The organism is Bacteroides gallinarum DSM 18171 = JCM 13658, assembly GCF_000374365.1.
Classification (GTDB): Bacteria; Bacteroidota; Bacteroidia; order Bacteroidales; family Bacteroidaceae; genus Bacteroides; species Bacteroides gallinarum.
In genome coordinates, this window is the sequence record NZ_KB894129.1 from 89,960 (window position 1) to 106,443 (window position 16,484).

Below are 16,484 nucleotides of genomic sequence, written 5' to 3' on the forward strand. Positions count from 1 at the left end.
TATGATTATCAATACCTGTTATTATCGTCCACGACCCATACGTACCTCATTCTCCTTGCTTATTGTCTGCTCGGGGTTCTCCAACTGGTCACAGATGGCTACCCGTTGTCCAGCTCGGATAAGTTTGGGAAGATGGGTGTCCAAATCCCCGAAGGGGAAGGAAACGATGTCTGCTTTATCTCCATGTACTACATCAAGTCCTAATATCCGTGAGGCGGTCTGTGCGTCTTCCTTATAGGCCACATAGTTGTCGCCGGTCCGGAACAGCAGCACGGCATCGGGGTGCTTGCCTTTAAGTTGGTCGTACTGTTCCTGCATGGCCGGGGTAAATGGTTGTCCCTTGGCGTTGGCATCAAATGCTATGCGGGTTTGTTCCCCTTGATGGGATTCTTGTGATTGGGCCTGTGCGTTTGCCTGTTGCAACACATCGGCAAAGAGCTTGGCTGCCAGACAGGTCTTATATTCGGCCATATCCTCCGCCGCCCACATTCGTTGCCACTGCTGGGGTGTCACCAGCCTCGGCTGCACTTTCTCTATGCCGTCGATGACCGGGGCGCAGAGAATGCGCTCGTCCTTGGTGCGGAAGATATTCACCCGCTTGATTTTGGACAGGTCGGCATTCTCGGCGGGACCAGCAAACAAGTCCACTTTCAGTTCCGGCCTGTTCTGTGCCAGGGCGTAGTATTTGTTAGCCAAGTCGTGGCGGACTTCGGCAGATGCTTCTTGTTGACCTTGTTTGATGGTGGTAAAGAAACGGTTGACATCCTCTTTGTCGGGATAGACGCTGAATGACGTTTCTCCCTGCGGTTTGAGGTACAACGCCCAGCGTCCGTCATCGTCACGCAACATCTGTATGCGGTCGAACTGTACGGAGGTTGCGTTTTCTACCGCTTCCGACACGTCGATGTACGAGAGTGTCCGCAGTTCCTTGCCCTCCAATTTGGCCGTGGTTACCTCCTTGCCCTCAAAATAACTGTCATCGGGACGGAAGCCCAGCAAGCCATCCTTGTTGAAGAAGCGGACGAATGTAGCCCCTTGCGCCCGCAAGGCACTCTCGATACGTGTTTTGGAGAAGCCGGGCAGGTTGTTCGTCACCGCCTTTGCCCCGCGTTCAGACCGCTCTTGGGCGTTCATCACCTCGTCCGGTGTCAAGCAGTATGGGCGTTTGTCGCCATCGGGAAAGGCCACATGGCCGCCCTCCAACGCTCCGGCCGGCAGCACGACATCCACGATGCCCGTCTGCTTGTCGCGCACGATGACCATCTCCTTGGTGGAGCGGTCGGGTATCCCCTTCAAGCTGTCCGACACCGTATAGCTGCCCTTGGTATTCCACTCGGCGGGCATATATTCCTTGCAGGACTCCGCCATCTGTGTGCCGTAATGGACGGCTTCGGTAAAGGCGATTTCCATCACTTCAGGGTCTTCATCATGCACCTTTAACAACGCTTCCTCCACTTTCTTGTCATAGAAGCCCAGATTGAACTTTTCCAGGAACGCCTGTTTCTCGGCGGGAGAGGCGAAATTCCGGCTGTCCACACCCATGCCTCCCTTGCGGATGATGTCGATCAGAATGGCGCTCTCCCTTGAATCCACTTGCGGCTTCTGTTTCTCGCGCAATTCGGTGGTGCGCTTGTGATCAAGCAAGGTCGCGTATTCTATCTTCTCGCCACGCTCTGCCTTACGCATCACCTCCACGGCATTGTTCACGTCCGTTTCGATGGCTTCCAACAGGGTGGGGTTCTCTTGCAGTTCCTGTGTCCAGTATTCCACCAAAGGCAGGCTCTCCGCTGACATTTTGGCCGGCAGGCCGAAGTCCATCATCTTCACTCCGGCAGCGAGTTCGGCCACCAGCCGTTCATATTTCACGGCATCTTCCGATGGTGCTTTCCCACCCTGCATCACCATGCCTTCACGGGCAAGGCGTTGCCGGTGGCCGGTGGCGCTTGCCACTTGGCGCACCAATTCCTGCACATAGTCGGGGTAAGAGGAAAAATGTTTTTGGTCTGGCATATAGACGGCATCCTTGGCGGTGTCGTAACGGGGTGTGCCGGTACCGTCCTTGCGTATGGGCACGAGGTTTTCCTTGATTTGCGCCACGAAATGGTTGACGGCATTCCGCAACTGCCGTTCTTCCGCTTTAAGATTGCCCCGGTCGTTGATGCCGCCGTGGTTCTCCAATAGGGCACGGTAGGTTTCGGGAATGGAATCGGGCAGCGTGGTCTGGTCCACGTTGAACAGGATGCGTATCTCCCGGTTGCGCACCCCTTTGTATTGTTTCCGCTCTTCCTTGTCCAACTGGAGGTAGTCTTCCCTCGACATCGTGTCGCTCGGGTCATTGCGGTTGACGTACTTCTCCCATTTGTACCAATGGAACGGCACTCCTTTCTCGCCTTGCAGCACCGCCTCGCCGTGTTTCTTAGCTTCGTTGAACGAGAAATAGCGGGCGGTCTTGTAACCGCCACGGTCGGCGTGCATACCGAGTATGAGGGCGTTGAACGGGCTGACTTCCGGACCTTTCGGGTAAAACCTTGGAGCCGTCCTGCCCGAAGCGTTCAACCAATAGCCGCCGCTGCTTGCCGCGCCATTCAATGCGCCCGACAGCAGTTCCTTCTCCCGTTCCACGGCGGTTTTTTCTTGTGGGCTTTTGTCCTTGCTCATATATCTTCAGTTTAGTTTTACTTGATACCAAATGTCCTTTCCCTGCCTTCTTCCAAGGTCTGTTCCGATGTGCGGTAGTTTTCTTGGGTCATTTGCCTTGTTTCCTCATGCTTGGCCAGCACGGCATTGGCGAGGGTATTTATCGGCAATGCTCCTTCCCGGCAGGCTTCGGCGGTATGGTATGGCAACAGGATGCTGCACGGCACACCGTCGATGTCCATAAAGAGGTTGTCTCCTTGCAGTACGGGATGGGCGAGCCTTGCATTCAACGGTTCATCGGGATAGGGCTTATACAGCTGTTTGGCCGGTGTTTCTTCTTGCCGCTCAAGAGCCTCCTGTCCGGCCTTGTTAAGCAGGTTCAAGCCGCCCATGCCTATCAGCACCATTTTCAACAAGGGGTTGCGGACGAACATGCCTAGCAAGATGGAGGCAATGGGCAGCAGGCTGTCCTTTACCCCGAATGATTTGGTATGACCGGTGAACAAGCCTATCAGCACATCGGGAAGCATGGAAACAACATAGCCCAGGTTCCTGCCCACACCGCCGATACCGTCTAATCCGAATGTCCTGAGCAGTCCATCCCAACCGTTTTCATTAGAGGGCTGTTGATCTGGTTGTCTAGTTTGTCGGGGCGATTGTGGCATTTGTGGCTCGTCCGATGTCGGTCCTTGACTGTCTGATGTCGGTGCTTGCCCGTCCGTAGAAAGGGGGTTCAAGCTGTTTATACCCTTTGGTTCTTCTTGCAAGGCTTGTTGCTCAGCCAAGTATTCTTCCTCATGTCCGGGTGCCACAACCAAGGGCATATTCTTGTAGCGTTCATCGTTGCGTTTGTCTTCAAATATCTCGGGAAACATTGACTGGAGGCTGGGAAAATCCGGTAGGGTATTCTGCTCCATCCAATCCGCCCATACCGGTCTTTCGGTAAGGATGCCCATCGGCTTGGCCAATTGGCTGTTGACCGACAGCACATAGTCGTTCTCGTAGGATAGGATTTTGTTTCCTTGCTTGCGGAAGCCAGTGAACACGTTATCCTCCGCACCGAACACGGCACGGCTGATGCAATCTTCTACGGTGGGCGGTTTCTTTCCGGCATTCTCCTTGCCCTCGATGTACCACTCCACACCGTAGGAAGCGGCTTCCAAGCCCACCGTTCCTGCCAGTGCCGCCCAAGATGCGATGCCGCCGGTAGCCACGGCATCGGCAGCCAATGACACGCCGCGTCCGGCCCACTTTTCCCCGGTGGAAGGGTTATAGGCGGCCTCGCCCCTTGCGGCTATCTCCTGTTGTAAGGGGGAGCGCATCAACGAATCGGCAAACCCGAACAAGCTTCCCTCCATGCCCTTGCGCAGCACATATTCCACCGATGACTTGGGCATCTGCTCTTTGACCATGCGGTCAACCATCATCTGCTCCACCCGGTAGTCCACGTAGGCGTATGCAAGGTCGCTACCTAACCGGGCAGACAGCTTGTTGTACTGCTCCTTGCCAATCTCGGCGACCACGGCCTCCCGCCATTCATGTGCCAACAGTGCCAGGTCGGATGTGAATTCCTTGTTACCGGCGATGCGTTCGCGGCACATCTCCACATAGTCCTCGGCGGTCTTGCTGTTCCATTCACCCGTCAGACGAAGGTACTGCAAAGTGGTGTCCGGCATACCCGTGCCCCTGGCGGCAAAGCTGCCCAGCAGCCCCATCGGACTGAGGGCGAATTCGCCGATCTCCTCCGCCTGTTTCTTGCCGATATAGTCCTTCACGCCACGCATGACGGGGGCGAAATGGGTGTCAAAGTAGCTTTGCAGGCAGTATTCCACTTCGGCAAACCGCTCGTTATGTCGTATATCCTTGCTCATGATGTTAGGTGATGTTAAGTTGCTTCATCAGTTGTTCCTTGGTCTGTTCGATGGCGTTGCGGCAGGCTTCCATCTGCTTGGGATAGTATTTCTCCAGCAGGGTGTCCTTGGCTATCTCATCGTGGATGAACCCCACCGCTGTCTCCCGGTTGATCTCCACCGAGGCTTCCCCGTCCTCCTTGTTGTTGAACCAGGCTTTCGTCCACCAGCGCAAACCGGCCCGGTCGGGATAAACGGTGACAAGCCTGGGTATGTCGAAGCTACGCACGTCTATCTCCAGTCCTTCCAACGGGTCGGTGACGCCGATGGCGGCTACCGCTTCGTCAAGTCTTTTTTTTTACCGCTTTCGTCCAACGTGGAGAGGAACACCCCGTGACGGAACGCCAAGTAGTCCAGGAAGTCGCCTATCAGCAGGTTTTGTACCTTGGCGGCGATGGGTATGGAGCGGCTGCCGATGCCGAGCGGGTTGGCCAACGAGGGTATCACCTCATAGAAATAGTTGCGGATAGCCGAAAGCGAGAAAATATTGCGTAGCGACTGGACGGTATGGCCGGATACCTTGTATTGTCCGCCCGCGATGTCCGTAAGGTAGTCGGGATAGAAGCGGAGCATCAGTTGCTCGATTTCCTCCCGGTCATCGTCATAGTCAGTGGGTATCTCCATTTCGAGGGTGTCGAAGTCGGGCATACCGGTATGTCCTTGTTGCTGCATCATCTTCAAATTGCCATAAATCATGGTGAGAAAGTCGATGGGGTTGATTTCTTCTCCGTCATACCGCACCTCCATGTGGAGCAGGTCGCCGCTGATGGCCAACACGCTCCCTGCCTTTACCTTTGCCCCGAACGGTGCCATCGCCCTTGCCAAATGGGCGTTGATCACTTCATACTTGCCGTACCGTGTCACTTGGAACAGCCCGTGCGTGGGGTTGCTCCCGATTCCCGTCACCACGCCGTCGGCCACTGCGGCCAGTATGTACCGGTGCGTGCCGAAATCCACGCCGTGGTGGAAAAACTGCTCGCCGGTCTTGGGATGGGTCTGTTCCCCATAGACCAAGAGAAGTTTCACTTCACCGTCCCGCACCTCAAACGGCATACAGTAGCCGCTTGCGGAAACAAGGTTCATTTCTTGTGTATAGTCCATATTCTCGTTATTGTCAATTTTCTTTCCGTTTTATCTTCGCATTCCTCCCTGCCGTTCTTGCTCCTCTTGTTGCGTTTGCCCCACAGGTTGCGTCTGCTCAGTCCGTGAGTGGTTACCGATAAGCATCATGCCCAGCAGCAGGCCGCCTATCTTGCCTAACCAGCCGAAACGGCCAAACACCAACAAGGCGGAAGCTACCAAGCCGAGCATTCCCAAGCCCGACACGTTTCCTTTTCCCAAGTTGGAGAAGAAATTGCCGAACATATCCAAACCGTTCCCACCAGTTATGTTGCCTAAGAATGTTCCGATACCTCCCCATGTCTGGTTCATGGTGGAAACGCCATCCTTTACGCCTTGCAGGGCTTCACTTGCCTTGTCAACAGCTTGTTCTACACGGCCTGCGGCTTGTCCGGCCATTTCCACTCCTTTGTCCACGTTCTCTTCACCGACCAGCACGTCGGCCACGGTGCGCACCACCGGCTTGTCGTTCACGATGTTCTCCCACGCAAGGTAACCCATGCCGCCTCCGACGACTGCGGTCTTGGTGGCGTGCCCGAATCCGGCAAGGGTGCGTTGGGGATGCACCACCGCCCCGCTCATCGAGCGGGTGACGGGGTTGTTGACCAGTTTCTTGCCAAAACCCAGTATTCTTGCCCATCCTGCCATATCCTATAATATTTTGTAGTTGTTTTCATCCGTTTATAAATCTCCGTTTCTTCTCCATCTGCGCATGGCGGCACGGGCGATTTCTGCCTTGTCCGCTTTTTGCGGCCTTGCCCCTTCATCGATGGTCGCCCACACATCGGCCAGCGAGGTGTATTTCACCGCCAAAGTCAGGTGGCGCAGTTTTTGGTTCATTGCTTTCAACTTCGGCCGGATGCCGAACACCAATTCTATCCGTTGTTTCTCGGTCATCTTGTTGTCGCTCAGGCATACTTGCCGGATGTCGTTCACGATTTCCACGCTGCCCAATATCAGTTCTTGATAGATGCGGTTGCGGTTCGGGGTGAGTGCCACGGCAATGGCATTCCCTGCATGGCTGCGCAGTTGGTCGTTCAGGCTTCCCATGTTCTCGGCCAACTTGCCTACCTCGTGGTAGAAGCCGTATATCTGTGCCGCATAGCTGATGATGTCACGGAAAGAATCGAGGTAGTCGTTGAACTTCCGTTGGATGTCCGTCGTGCCTTCCACTTCCTCCCGTGTCCAGATATGCCCGGTGGTCTGCATCAGCATCGCCCGTTCCTGTGCCTTCAACTGGTCTTCCGCCTTTTCGGTATAGAGGTAAACCATCCCGGCCAGGGTCGGGTCGATTTGCGCCTTTAATTGCAACGAACAGACAAACAGCAAGCCCATTATCACGATATGTTTCTTTATCCCTCCCATGCTTCATTCATCATTATTTTTTCTTCATTGAATGATTTTTGCCGCCCTCCTCCATCTGTCTAAGGCAGCATGGGCCACTTCCCCGTTGCTACGGTCTATCATCCCGGCCGTGACGCTGTTCCACACGTCTGTCATGGTGTAGTAGCGGATGCTCAGATGCAGCAGGTACAGTTTCTTGCTGAAAGCATCCAGCCTGTCGGACAAAGCCCAGAGGGTTTCGCTCCGTTCTGCACCTGTCAGCATGTTCTGCGGCCCTCCGGTAGCTACGGCATTTCTGAGTAGCGTATAAACCGAAACAAGTTCAGTGGCCGTTTCAATGTAGAGGTTGTTCATGCTCATCGTGGCGACAATGCCTTGCGGATTGTGGGTGATGGCCTTGCGCAGTTTGCCAAGAGTGATGAAAATGCGTACCCCGTCCTCATACAGGGTGGTGGCTGCTTTCAGCGAGGAGGCATAACCTTCCACCGTTTGCAGGTAGTCGCTGTATTTGCGTTCCCATTCATGAATGCGGTTGAACTCGGCGGCGATGGTGTTCTGCAAGACCGCCGTTTTAGTCTGGCCTTCAATCTGGTCTTGTATCTGGCTATTGATAGCCTCGTTGCCTTCTGCCAAGGCCAACCATTCCAAAGGGTTGGTCTGTACGAATTGAGCTTGTACCCGGATGCCGGCGCACAAGGCAAATACGATGGCCCATATCTTAACGGTTCGTGATTTCATAGATTCCCTTTCTTCGTTTGTTCAATTCTACCCGTCCACGGATGACAGTCACCAAATCGTCATTTATCCCCATGCCGATGATGTCAAGCTGTGGCGTGGTGCGGTCGCCTGAATGGACGCTCACGGTTTTCAGCCCGCAAAGTTGTTGCAGCAGGTTGCTCCGCTCGGCGAAATCCACTACCCGGTATAGTTCCACGTAATCGCTGCTCCGGGTAATCACCCCATGTTCATATATCAGTTGTTCGTCCGTAATGCGGTAAATCATGCGTTTGAGGTAGATAAAACGGTAAGCCAAGACCAACGACATGGCCACTGACAACCAAAGCAACAATCCCTTGAACGGCATTCCGTCCATCCCGGCACAAGCGTAACCGCACAGGTCGAGCGTCAGCAACGGCAGGTTGTCGATAAAAAACTGCAACGTCCGTGGTCGTAATTGCAGGGTGCCGGGTAGCATGAATGGGGATTGTGAATTAATCTGTGTCATCGCCTGAATCTGGTTTGTTTTTCTTCTGTATTATCTTGTTCCATGCTCTCGTCCATCCGTTTGTCCAAGAGTTGGTCGTTCCAGTCCTTGTAACCCTCGCTGGGAGGACGGTAATCGATATGCTGTTTATCCAAGCCGAGTTCCTTACAGATGGCGTCAAAGTCAAAGGTGGCCACATTCATTTCGTGTCGCCCATATTTGCCGGTCAAGTCGGTGACAACCAACGTGTCCTTCTTGGTCGTATGCGAGTTGAATGTCCGTCCGTTCATCTGCAAGGCGAAGTTCACGGCATAGAGTTGTCCCGCACGGTCGCGGTCGAAACAGAGGTGGTGGTTGGCTTCAGGGGTCTGTTCCAGCATCCCGGCAAATTGCCTGATGCTTGGTGTGCCGCCCGTGGAAACGAACACGGCGTTGCCCAAGTCGGCGTATGCCACAGTTTCCTTCTTTTCGATTTGGTAGAACGCCATCGCATCGAAGGCGCTCTCAAACCAGTACACATCCTTGGCTCCTGATAAGGGGGCTGTAAAGCCCACATCGCTACGATGGCTGTTGAGTCGGCCTATCCACATTCCTTCCGTGGCGTTGCTCCCTGCCGCCATGCCCTTGTAGGCGGTCTTGCCCTCGGCATTGGGGCGGCTGCGTTCTTCCAAGCCGACAATCTGTTGGCCCGGCCACGCCGGCAGCGACAACGGAAAAGCGAGGTTGGTGAATGACTTGCCGTCCGTCCGGTGCTTGGAGGCAAGGCAGAAATGGCTGCAGAAGGCACGTTGGGTGTCGAGGTTTATGCCCCGGTTCTTGAAATAGGGATAAAACTTCTTCTGGCTCTCCCAATCGTCCATGCGGAAGGCTTGCAGGTCGTATTCGTCGATATCAAACGGTTTGCCCTCCTTGCCGGGGTTGAATATCCTTGTTTCACGGATTTCCTGCGGTTCGTTCAACAGGCGGCGGCATACGAGGTTGACCAACCGGTCGGCGGACATCCCCGGAGTGTATTCGGCAAAGAAGTGGGGATGTTCCTTGATGAAGGAGATGACGTTGTAGTTCTTGCGTTCGGGTGGTTGGAAGCAGCAGAAGCCGTTGCCGGTGACGATGAACTTGTCGCCGCGCACCCTGCGCCCGTCGCTGTCAATGCGGACATACGACGGATAACGCAGTCCGTCACGACGGTTCAGCCGATAGCCTGCGTCCACCAGCAATTCCTGTATGCTCAGTCGCCTCTTGTAATCCTCGTAAGTCAGTTCTGCCATGACCAATTCTCAATTCCCCATTCTTAATTCTTCATTCTTCGTTGAATCACATTCCATGCCGCATCTCATGCTGCATTCGCTCCGTGTTCACGGCCGCCTCGTAGTTGCGTGCCGCCACATCCATCGGTGTGTCCACACCGGGCTTGAAATAGCAGCGTGGGGGTGGAGGGCCGTGCCTTTCTAAGTAGATGTCGGGGCGTGGGCCACGGCCCAGTTCGCCCATAACGGCCACGCCCGCCAACAAAGCCGCCCCGATTTTCGTTCCCAACGGCACGTTGTCCCTCGATTTCATGTCCACTTCCCCGAATATCTTGGAAAACAGTTTCAAGCGGTGGTAGTCGTCGATGGCCATGAACTTGTCATATTGCTTCTGGGTGATTTCGTGGCTCACGGCCTCTCCGTCAATGACGGCGGTCATACGGTACTTGCCCTCGATCTCGGTGGGCTCTACCCGAATCTCGTCCACCGTTACCTCCCGTCCGTGCCGCCCCTCCCTGTACCAGCCCTTGTCGGGATGGATATAAGCAAGGTCGTTACCGTCCATCACCACCGTACCTTTGGGCAGCTCCCTTTCTTCGGGCACTACGGATAACCCTTCATTGGCATATTGTCCTTGCCCGCCTTGCAATCCCTGCATTCCTTGCTCCAGTTGCTCCGCTTGGGCAAGCTGGCGGTTCAGGTCTTCAGTGACAGCCGGATGCAGTTCGATGGCAATCATTTTGTCGCTGTTCAGCATATCCATCGTGATGGGAACGGAAAAGTCCTCTTTGATGATGCCATTGATGATTTCCAGCCGCTTTTCCACCGGCATTTCCTGCGCGGAATTGTGGGTCAATGCAGCCAGTTCCTCCTCTTTCAAGTCATATTGCAGGTCTGCGGGAATGGAGGTGGATTGTATGGTCAGCGTCTTGCGTTCGGGGTCGATAAGTATGCCGTGGCTTGCCAGGCATTCCTGCCATTTCTCATGGGTGAAATAGACAGGAGAAGTAATGAGGGTGTGATAGGGCTTGGCAGGCTCGGTGGGGCGTGGTCTGGGTTGTAAGGGTGTGATGACCGTTTCCAGTTCCTCCAACACATCCTGCCCGGCCACCGTAGCGGTGGGATGCCCCTTGTAGTAGAAGCCATAACCGCCGCTCTGCAACTCTCCGGGTTTCATGCGTCCGTCAGGCCGGTTGGGCACTATCGGTGCGCCGGGATAGTAAAGGTTACCGCCGATGCGTCGCAGGTGGAAGCCGTCCTGCTGGCGGGGTGTCCAGCCGAGGAAGCAGGCTCCCCAAGGGTGGCGCAAAGGAAATGGGTGTCCAAGCCGCCCGTATTCGCCCGCACCGATGCGGTAGCCGTGCAGCCCCATGGCCACTCGTCCGTTGGCGTTCCGTGCGTGTACGAAATCCCTGGGCAGGTCGAAATCTGCCGCTACGATGCTGGCGAAGGTGTTGTAGCACCTTCGGTTTGCGTAGTTCGTGCCCCAGTCGGTCAGTGCCTGCAACTGCTTTTCGGTAATGGGATAGGAAAGCAACGGGGAGTCATGCCCCTGCACAAGCAGGACGAAGCCTTCGCTACTTCCCGCTATATGTCCTCTCATGCCGTTGCGGGCCAACAGGTCTCGCATCTCCGGCGGCAGTTCCAAGGGGCGGGGGTTGGTATTCTTTCGTATGCTCATCTCAGGTTATTCTCATGCTGTTATACGATAATCAGGCATCGCCGCTGGCGAGTGCCGTTTCTATCTCCTCCTGCTTCATGTCGAGAAAGCGCAAGGCGGTGTCGTCGTCCATTGGCAGGTCGCGCAGGCGGCAGTACTTTTCGTATTCCGTCCTCCATTCCCTCGAATGGTGCCATACATAGTCTTTCCAACCATATTCACCGCTCTGCACCTTTTCCACAAGGGTTTCTTCCGGGTAGTATTCTTCTTTTGACATGACGCCTTATAGTTTGGGAGTGTTGGCGTTCTGCATCCTGTGCTGGCTGCTCCGCTTCAACTCGTTCCACATTTCCTCGGTGTAGTCGTCCTCGTGCACATAGTCGAGACCGCCCTCGCCGTCTGCGACCCAGCAGCCAAAACAGCCGAAGTTGTACTTGTCCCATTCGCGTTTCGCTTCCTGCTTCCATTGTACACTGTCACCCGCGCACACCAACAGGCCCGTAGGCTCGTTCAGGTCGATGCCGATGGTTATCAGTTCATCGCCCTCTGCTACGGTCAGCGGTTCACCTACCCGTAGGCAGTTGATTTCCGCATGGGAGAGGTGGAACTCGTCGGCTATGATTTGCAGGTTGCGCCCGATGACGGGTGTGGGCACGGAAAGGATCTGCTTCGTGCCGGAATCTATCTGGTGGAATGCCTGCACGGGGTTGTCACTATCGCCTTGCATCGGTGCAATGACCGCCTTTCCTTCCAGGAGGCGTTGTTTCTGCTCTTCGCTGAACCGCTCCAAGCGGCTCTCCACCAGCACGGGATAAAACAGCACATCGGTGGTGCCGTCCTCACGCCGTACCAATGAAAAGCGTGTCCGGGTATGGATGGTGTTGCCTTCCGAATCGTCCACACGAATGGGCAAAATGGGTGAACGGCGGCCCGAATGGATGGCTTGCAGCACATTCACCGGCAGGTCGCCTATCATCTCCCGTGCCAGCCCGAATTGTTCGAGGATGCCGTAGGGCACTTCCTCCTCGGGGAATTTGTATCTGTTCATTCGTCCGAAATTTATTTGTTCTCGGACAAATGTAAGACGGCTGCAAGCGGCAAAAGAAAGTGCAAGAAGAAATCTGCCCGGATTTAGGCTTAATTATGTTGGCAACCGAAAATCATACTGTCAATCATACTTCAAACGAAGAATGGGGCTTCCCTAAGCACGTTCGTGCCGGGAAGCCCCATTCGGGTATAAGTCGTTATGTTTACAGGTACAATTAAGACTTTTCAGCCTTGGTCGCTACATACATTTGATTCCTGCTGGTTGGGTTGTCAGGTTCTGTCATTGACAGCAGGCCTTCAGTTATCAAGGGAGAAATATACACGCGCTTGAAGTTTACCCTGTCTTTCAAATTGAGCATATTCATTATTTCCAAAAAACTTTTGGGTTCTTTGCAGAAATCCAAAATCAACGCTCTCCTCAAGTCCTTCTTGATGGGTTTTCTTGGTGGGTTTTCTTGGTGGGTTTTCTTGATGGTTTTTTCTTGATGGGTGTTCCCGATGGGCAACGTCAACACCACATAATCGGGCTGCACTTCTTCGGTCAACTTAGGCTCATCCCAACCTAATTCTTTCCATCCGGCCAATATCTTGTCCACACCGCTTCCGGCTTTTTCTGCCTTGCCCAACAACATGAACATTTTTTGCAAAGTCGGATTACGGCAGATGCTTCTTCCTCCTTTAAAGTATTGTTGCTTCGACACTAACATCATGCCGGGGTTGGAGAAAGTTAGTTCCGTTTCCGTTCTGCGTATTACAATGTTGCCTGTTGCATTCAGGTCTTGATGGACTATGCAGTATGTAAAGTCCCTCATTATGTAAAGTCTGTCGTCGTTCATATATACGTTATTGCTGTTATTCAGCAAATTAGTTACATAAAAACTTGGACAGACTTTACATAATATCAGAGCGTATTAGTATTTGGTCTGTAAGCTTTTGAGATAGCCAAGAAGGTTTTTGTTGTCTTGCCAAGACGTTTTACCTTCTTGTACTATTCCCGGATTCAGTTTGGACAAGGCTCTCTGTTTCATCCTTTCACTTGCTCTCGCATACACTTCTGTAGTGGTAGTAGAGGAGTGTCCAAGAAAGTCACGGATGTAAACAAGATTAATGTCTGCTTCAAGCATGTGCATTGCTTTTGAATGCCGGAAGCTGTGACATCCTATGTTGTCAGGAAACAAGTCCGGATATACTGTCCTCGCCTTTGCGATGTATTTTTTGACGATGTTCAGCACTGCCATTCTGCTCATTTTGCTTCCCTGAGGATTCGGGAACAATGGGTGACATTGGTTTTCCGGTCTATACAGATGCTTTTCTTCCATATACAGCTTTAGGTTTGTAACCTGAGTGGCCGAGAGTGGCACGATTCTGGCCTTGCCTCCCTTTCCATGAAGCTTCACAGAAGATGTCTCATCAAAGCGTAGGTCTGAAGGAGTGAGGTCTAATAGTTCCTGGACGCGACACCCACTGTCATAAAGCAAGCCGAGCATTACGAAGTCCCGTCTTCCCTTGGCTGTTTTCAAGTCCGGTTGTCGCAAAAGCAGTTTCAATGCTTCTATCTGCAGGTATGCCATTTCCGGCGAAGATGTTTTCTTGCACTTTATTGAGAGTATGTCCTGCCATTTTGCGAGCCCTTCGACATTCCTGTATTGAAGGTACGCGAAAAAAGAGTGTATGGCACCGAGACGGGCATTACGTGTTGATGTGCTGCATTTGCGCTCTTTTTGAAGCCAGGCGAGAAAATGGATAATCCGCTCTTTCGTAATCTCGGCAAGAGTGAGATTCTCGGGCCGGACAAGTTCCTCAGTCTCCATGTATCCAATGAATAGTGTAAAAGTGTAACTGTAGGTCTTCACTGTATTGGCGGAGTAGCCGCATTCGGATGTAAGGTATCTGCCAAGAAAGTCGGTGAGATGCCTTGCAAAATCAGTCGTCTTCATAGTCGGCATCCTCCAATGATTTCCCCAAATCGGGGAACACACATTTGTAAGCCTCGTCCATCTTCAGTAGCAGATGAGGGTACATCTCTTGCGTGAGTCGTACATAACGGTTGGTCGCCTCAATCGACTGGTGCCCCATGTAAGTCATCAGTACAGGAAGGGCGCAATAGAGGTCCTTGCCTTCTTCTGTCAGTTTCACTAGTGCATTGACACAAAATGTGTGGCGTAAATCGTGCAGGCGAGGCCCCACACCCCGGCCTCCATGCCCTATACCGGCGCGTTGCAACACTTGTCTGAATATCTCATAGACGGAACATTCGGTAAACTTCCGGCCATCGGCGGAGGTGAAGAAAGAATTGTCGGCCTCCACAGGAAGGCTGAGTTTCTGCTTATACGCCACCCAGTCCTTGCACACTTCCCTGAGGGACAGCGACATTGGGACTATACGGTCTTGCCCGTTCTTGCATCCTTGCAATTTTAGCACTCCATGCTCAAAGTTCACATCACCATGATTCAGTTTCAATGCCTCTCCGATTCGTATGCCTGTTCCATAGAGCATTCGTATAAGACTGGGCATCACGCATTTTACGGAGTACATGTAGTGTCTCGACAGAGTAAGTTTGTCACATTCACGGAAGATGGCGGCCATCTCCTGTTTAGTGTAGATGTGAGGAATGAAGTTGCCCTTATACTTTGGCAGTTGTGGCACGTATGACGCATAGCCGACCTTCTGTAAGTATGCAGAAAAGCCTCTCAGCATGCTGATGCGGCCATATCTGGCATTGTCTGATTCCATCGGGAATGGCTCTGCCCAAGCCTCTGCCAGGTCCCTGCTTATGCCTATCTCAGTCTCGCCCCGTTCGATTGTAAGCTGGTCAAAACGCCTGAGACGCTCTTCAGTCTCTTCCATCTTGTATCCGAGGGATCTCTTATGGCTGACATACTCCGAGATCAGCCCGGCATAAATGCCATGGTTTGGAATACGGTTAGCCATACAGATTGTCGTAGAATGAAGATGAAACGAATGGCACGTCAAGTGCACACTGGCGCAGCATATCCACATTTACCCTTGTGTAAACAGTAGTGCTTTCCGCTGTGGAGTGTCCCAAAATCTCTGAGATGACAGGTATCGGCTCGTTCACGCCAAGCAGATTGGTGGCAAGGCTGTGACGCAAGGCATGGGGGCCATGCTTTCTTCCTGTGGAGTCTATGCCGGCAGCCCTCATCCAGTCTGCGAGGTTTGAACCCAATCCGCTTGCCTTCATTGGCCCATACGGTGCTTGCGCCTTTATAAACAAGTATGGGAGTTTGATGTCCGGACGTCCATGACGGATATAGTCGATGATGGCACTGCCCACCTCTTCCGACAAGGGTAGCACAACCTTCTTCCCCGTCTTCTGCTGTATCAGGGATATACGGTTGCTTTCCCATTCAAGGTTGCAGAAACGCAACCCGATGATGTCGGAGATGCGTAACCCGTATCGTGCTGCAAGCAGCACCATGGCATAATCGCGTTTGCCTTGGGGGTGGGTCCGGTCAATGGCATTGATTACCGCATTGACTTCCTCCTGTGTATAAACAGAGGGAAGTTTCTTACGGATGCTCCCTTTCAGTTTGTACACATCCATCCAAAGGCACTCCCTGTTGTCTGGCAACAGGCCGTTGGTGCAAAGATAGCGGAAGAATACACGGATGGTTATCACCGTGTTGTCTCTGTCGATAGGATTCTTTGCCTTGTCCAATATGTCAAGGAACGCCATTGCGTCAGCGACAGTAAATTCTTTGATTGTCTTCTGAGTATCTGCAAGGTAGGCATACAGCGTATATATACGCTCCTTGTAACGTTGGATGCTCGACGGAGCCTTTAGGTGGCTCTGCTCTTCGATGAAGCTGGTGAACGGACTGCCCAACTCTCCTTCGTAAGTTATAACCTTGGGAAGTATATGGCTTCGTCTTACCTCTCCATAATCCGTCATGTCGCTAAGCACGTCTATGTGGCGGACCCGCTCCTGTTGACGGTGGGTCAGTTGCTTATAGGCTTTGTTCCCATGCCAATCATTAAGAAAGGCATCGCCTACTTCGCGACTGTATAGTTCATAACCATTGGCTTTCATAAAGCTGGCCAAATGATCCCATGTGTGGTTGTATCGTTTGATACATGTATCCTTGTACATCATTGTACGCAGATAGGCTTCCACACGAAGCCTGATGTCTGGCAGTTTTGACTGTATCATATAATATAGGTGGTCAATGAGATGACCGACACTATAATATATTATGTAAAGTCGTTATGTCAAGTTCTGAGGCTATGCTTTTGATAATCAAGACACATCTCTTAGGATAGTTGCAGATATTGACATAATGTAATTGTTTACATAC

General features: G+C 52.9%; 16 protein-coding genes. All 16 read right to left on the reverse strand.

Features of this window, described 5'->3' with window-relative positions; translation table 11 throughout:
- Window positions 1–21: 21 nt before the first annotated feature.
- The gene (locus tag C233_RS0110180) at window positions 22–2,658 is read right to left on the reverse strand and encodes a MutS N-terminal domain-containing protein (protein WP_018667493.1); all 2,637 of its coding nucleotides are present in this window, start codon (window positions 2,656–2,658) and stop codon (window positions 22–24) included.
- Window positions 2,659–2,675: 17 nt separating this feature from the next.
- Window positions 2,676–4,508 carry a hypothetical protein gene (locus C233_RS0110185; RefSeq protein WP_018667494.1) on the reverse strand — a complete coding sequence of 611 codons (1,833 nt, stop codon included), beginning with the start codon at window positions 4,506–4,508 and terminating at the stop codon, window positions 2,676–2,678.
- Between the two features lie 4 nt (window positions 4,509–4,512).
- Complete coding sequence (locus tag C233_RS0110190) at window positions 4,513–4,797, reverse strand: hypothetical protein (protein WP_018667495.1); 285 nt, start codon at window positions 4,795–4,797, stop codon at window positions 4,513–4,515.
- Window positions 4,798–4,820: 23 nt separating this feature from the next.
- Window positions 4,821–5,648 carry a M23 family metallopeptidase gene (locus C233_RS0110195; protein WP_018667496.1) on the reverse strand — a complete coding sequence of 276 codons (828 nt, stop codon included), beginning with the start codon at window positions 5,646–5,648 and terminating at the stop codon, window positions 4,821–4,823.
- Between the two features lie 30 nt (window positions 5,649–5,678).
- Window positions 5,679–6,314, reverse strand: a complete 636-nt coding sequence (locus C233_RS0110200) for an antitoxin (RefSeq protein WP_018667497.1) — start codon at window positions 6,312–6,314, stop codon at window positions 5,679–5,681.
- A gap of 33 nt (window positions 6,315–6,347) precedes the next feature.
- On the reverse strand, window positions 6,348–7,001 hold the full coding sequence (locus tag C233_RS0110205; protein WP_164835499.1) for a hypothetical protein: 654 nt from the start codon (window positions 6,999–7,001) through the stop codon (window positions 6,348–6,350).
- A 54-nt stretch (window positions 7,002–7,055) separates the two neighbouring features.
- Window positions 7,056–7,748, reverse strand: a complete 693-nt coding sequence (locus C233_RS0110210; RefSeq protein ID WP_018667499.1) for a hypothetical protein — start codon at window positions 7,746–7,748, stop codon at window positions 7,056–7,058.
- Window positions 7,729–8,235 (reverse strand): PH domain-containing protein, encoded by a 507-nt coding sequence (locus C233_RS0110215; protein ID WP_128081935.1) that lies wholly within the window; start codon window positions 8,233–8,235, stop codon window positions 7,729–7,731. The genes C233_RS0110210 and C233_RS0110215 overlap by 20 nt, the downstream gene beginning before the upstream one ends.
- Window positions 8,232–9,482, reverse strand: coding sequence for a toprim domain-containing protein (locus tag C233_RS0110220; RefSeq protein WP_018667501.1), 1,251 nt, complete (start codon window positions 9,480–9,482; stop codon window positions 8,232–8,234). Before C233_RS0110220 ends, C233_RS0110215 begins: the two co-directional genes overlap by 4 nt.
- Before the next feature lie 46 nt (window positions 9,483–9,528).
- On the reverse strand, window positions 9,529–11,142 hold the full coding sequence (locus tag C233_RS0110225; protein WP_018667502.1) for a hypothetical protein: 1,614 nt from the start codon (window positions 11,140–11,142) through the stop codon (window positions 9,529–9,531).
- 31 nt (window positions 11,143–11,173) lie between these two features.
- Window positions 11,174–11,398 carry a hypothetical protein gene (locus C233_RS0110230; protein WP_018667503.1) on the reverse strand — a complete coding sequence of 75 codons (225 nt, stop codon included), beginning with the start codon at window positions 11,396–11,398 and terminating at the stop codon, window positions 11,174–11,176.
- Window positions 11,399–11,404: 6 nt separating this feature from the next.
- The gene (locus C233_RS0110235; protein ID WP_018667504.1) at window positions 11,405–12,169 is read right to left on the reverse strand and encodes a DUF4099 domain-containing protein; all 765 of its coding nucleotides are present in this window, start codon (window positions 12,167–12,169) and stop codon (window positions 11,405–11,407) included.
- 214 nt (window positions 12,170–12,383) lie between these two features.
- Entirely contained in the window at window positions 12,384–13,004 is a 621-nt protein-coding gene (locus C233_RS0110240; RefSeq protein WP_018667505.1) for a Fic family protein, read from the reverse strand.
- A 75-nt stretch (window positions 13,005–13,079) separates the two neighbouring features.
- The gene (locus C233_RS0110245; protein ID WP_018665808.1) at window positions 13,080–14,105 is read right to left on the reverse strand and encodes a tyrosine-type recombinase/integrase; all 1,026 of its coding nucleotides are present in this window, start codon (window positions 14,103–14,105) and stop codon (window positions 13,080–13,082) included.
- Window positions 14,092–15,015 (reverse strand): tyrosine-type recombinase/integrase, encoded by a 924-nt coding sequence (locus C233_RS0110250; RefSeq protein WP_241217659.1) that lies wholly within the window; start codon window positions 15,013–15,015, stop codon window positions 14,092–14,094. The genes C233_RS0110245 and C233_RS0110250 overlap by 14 nt, the downstream gene beginning before the upstream one ends.
- Window positions 15,016–15,091: 76 nt before the next feature.
- Window positions 15,092–16,339, reverse strand: coding sequence for a site-specific integrase (locus tag C233_RS0110255; protein ID WP_039747134.1), 1,248 nt, complete (start codon window positions 16,337–16,339; stop codon window positions 15,092–15,094).
- Window positions 16,340–16,484: the final 145 nt, after the last annotated feature.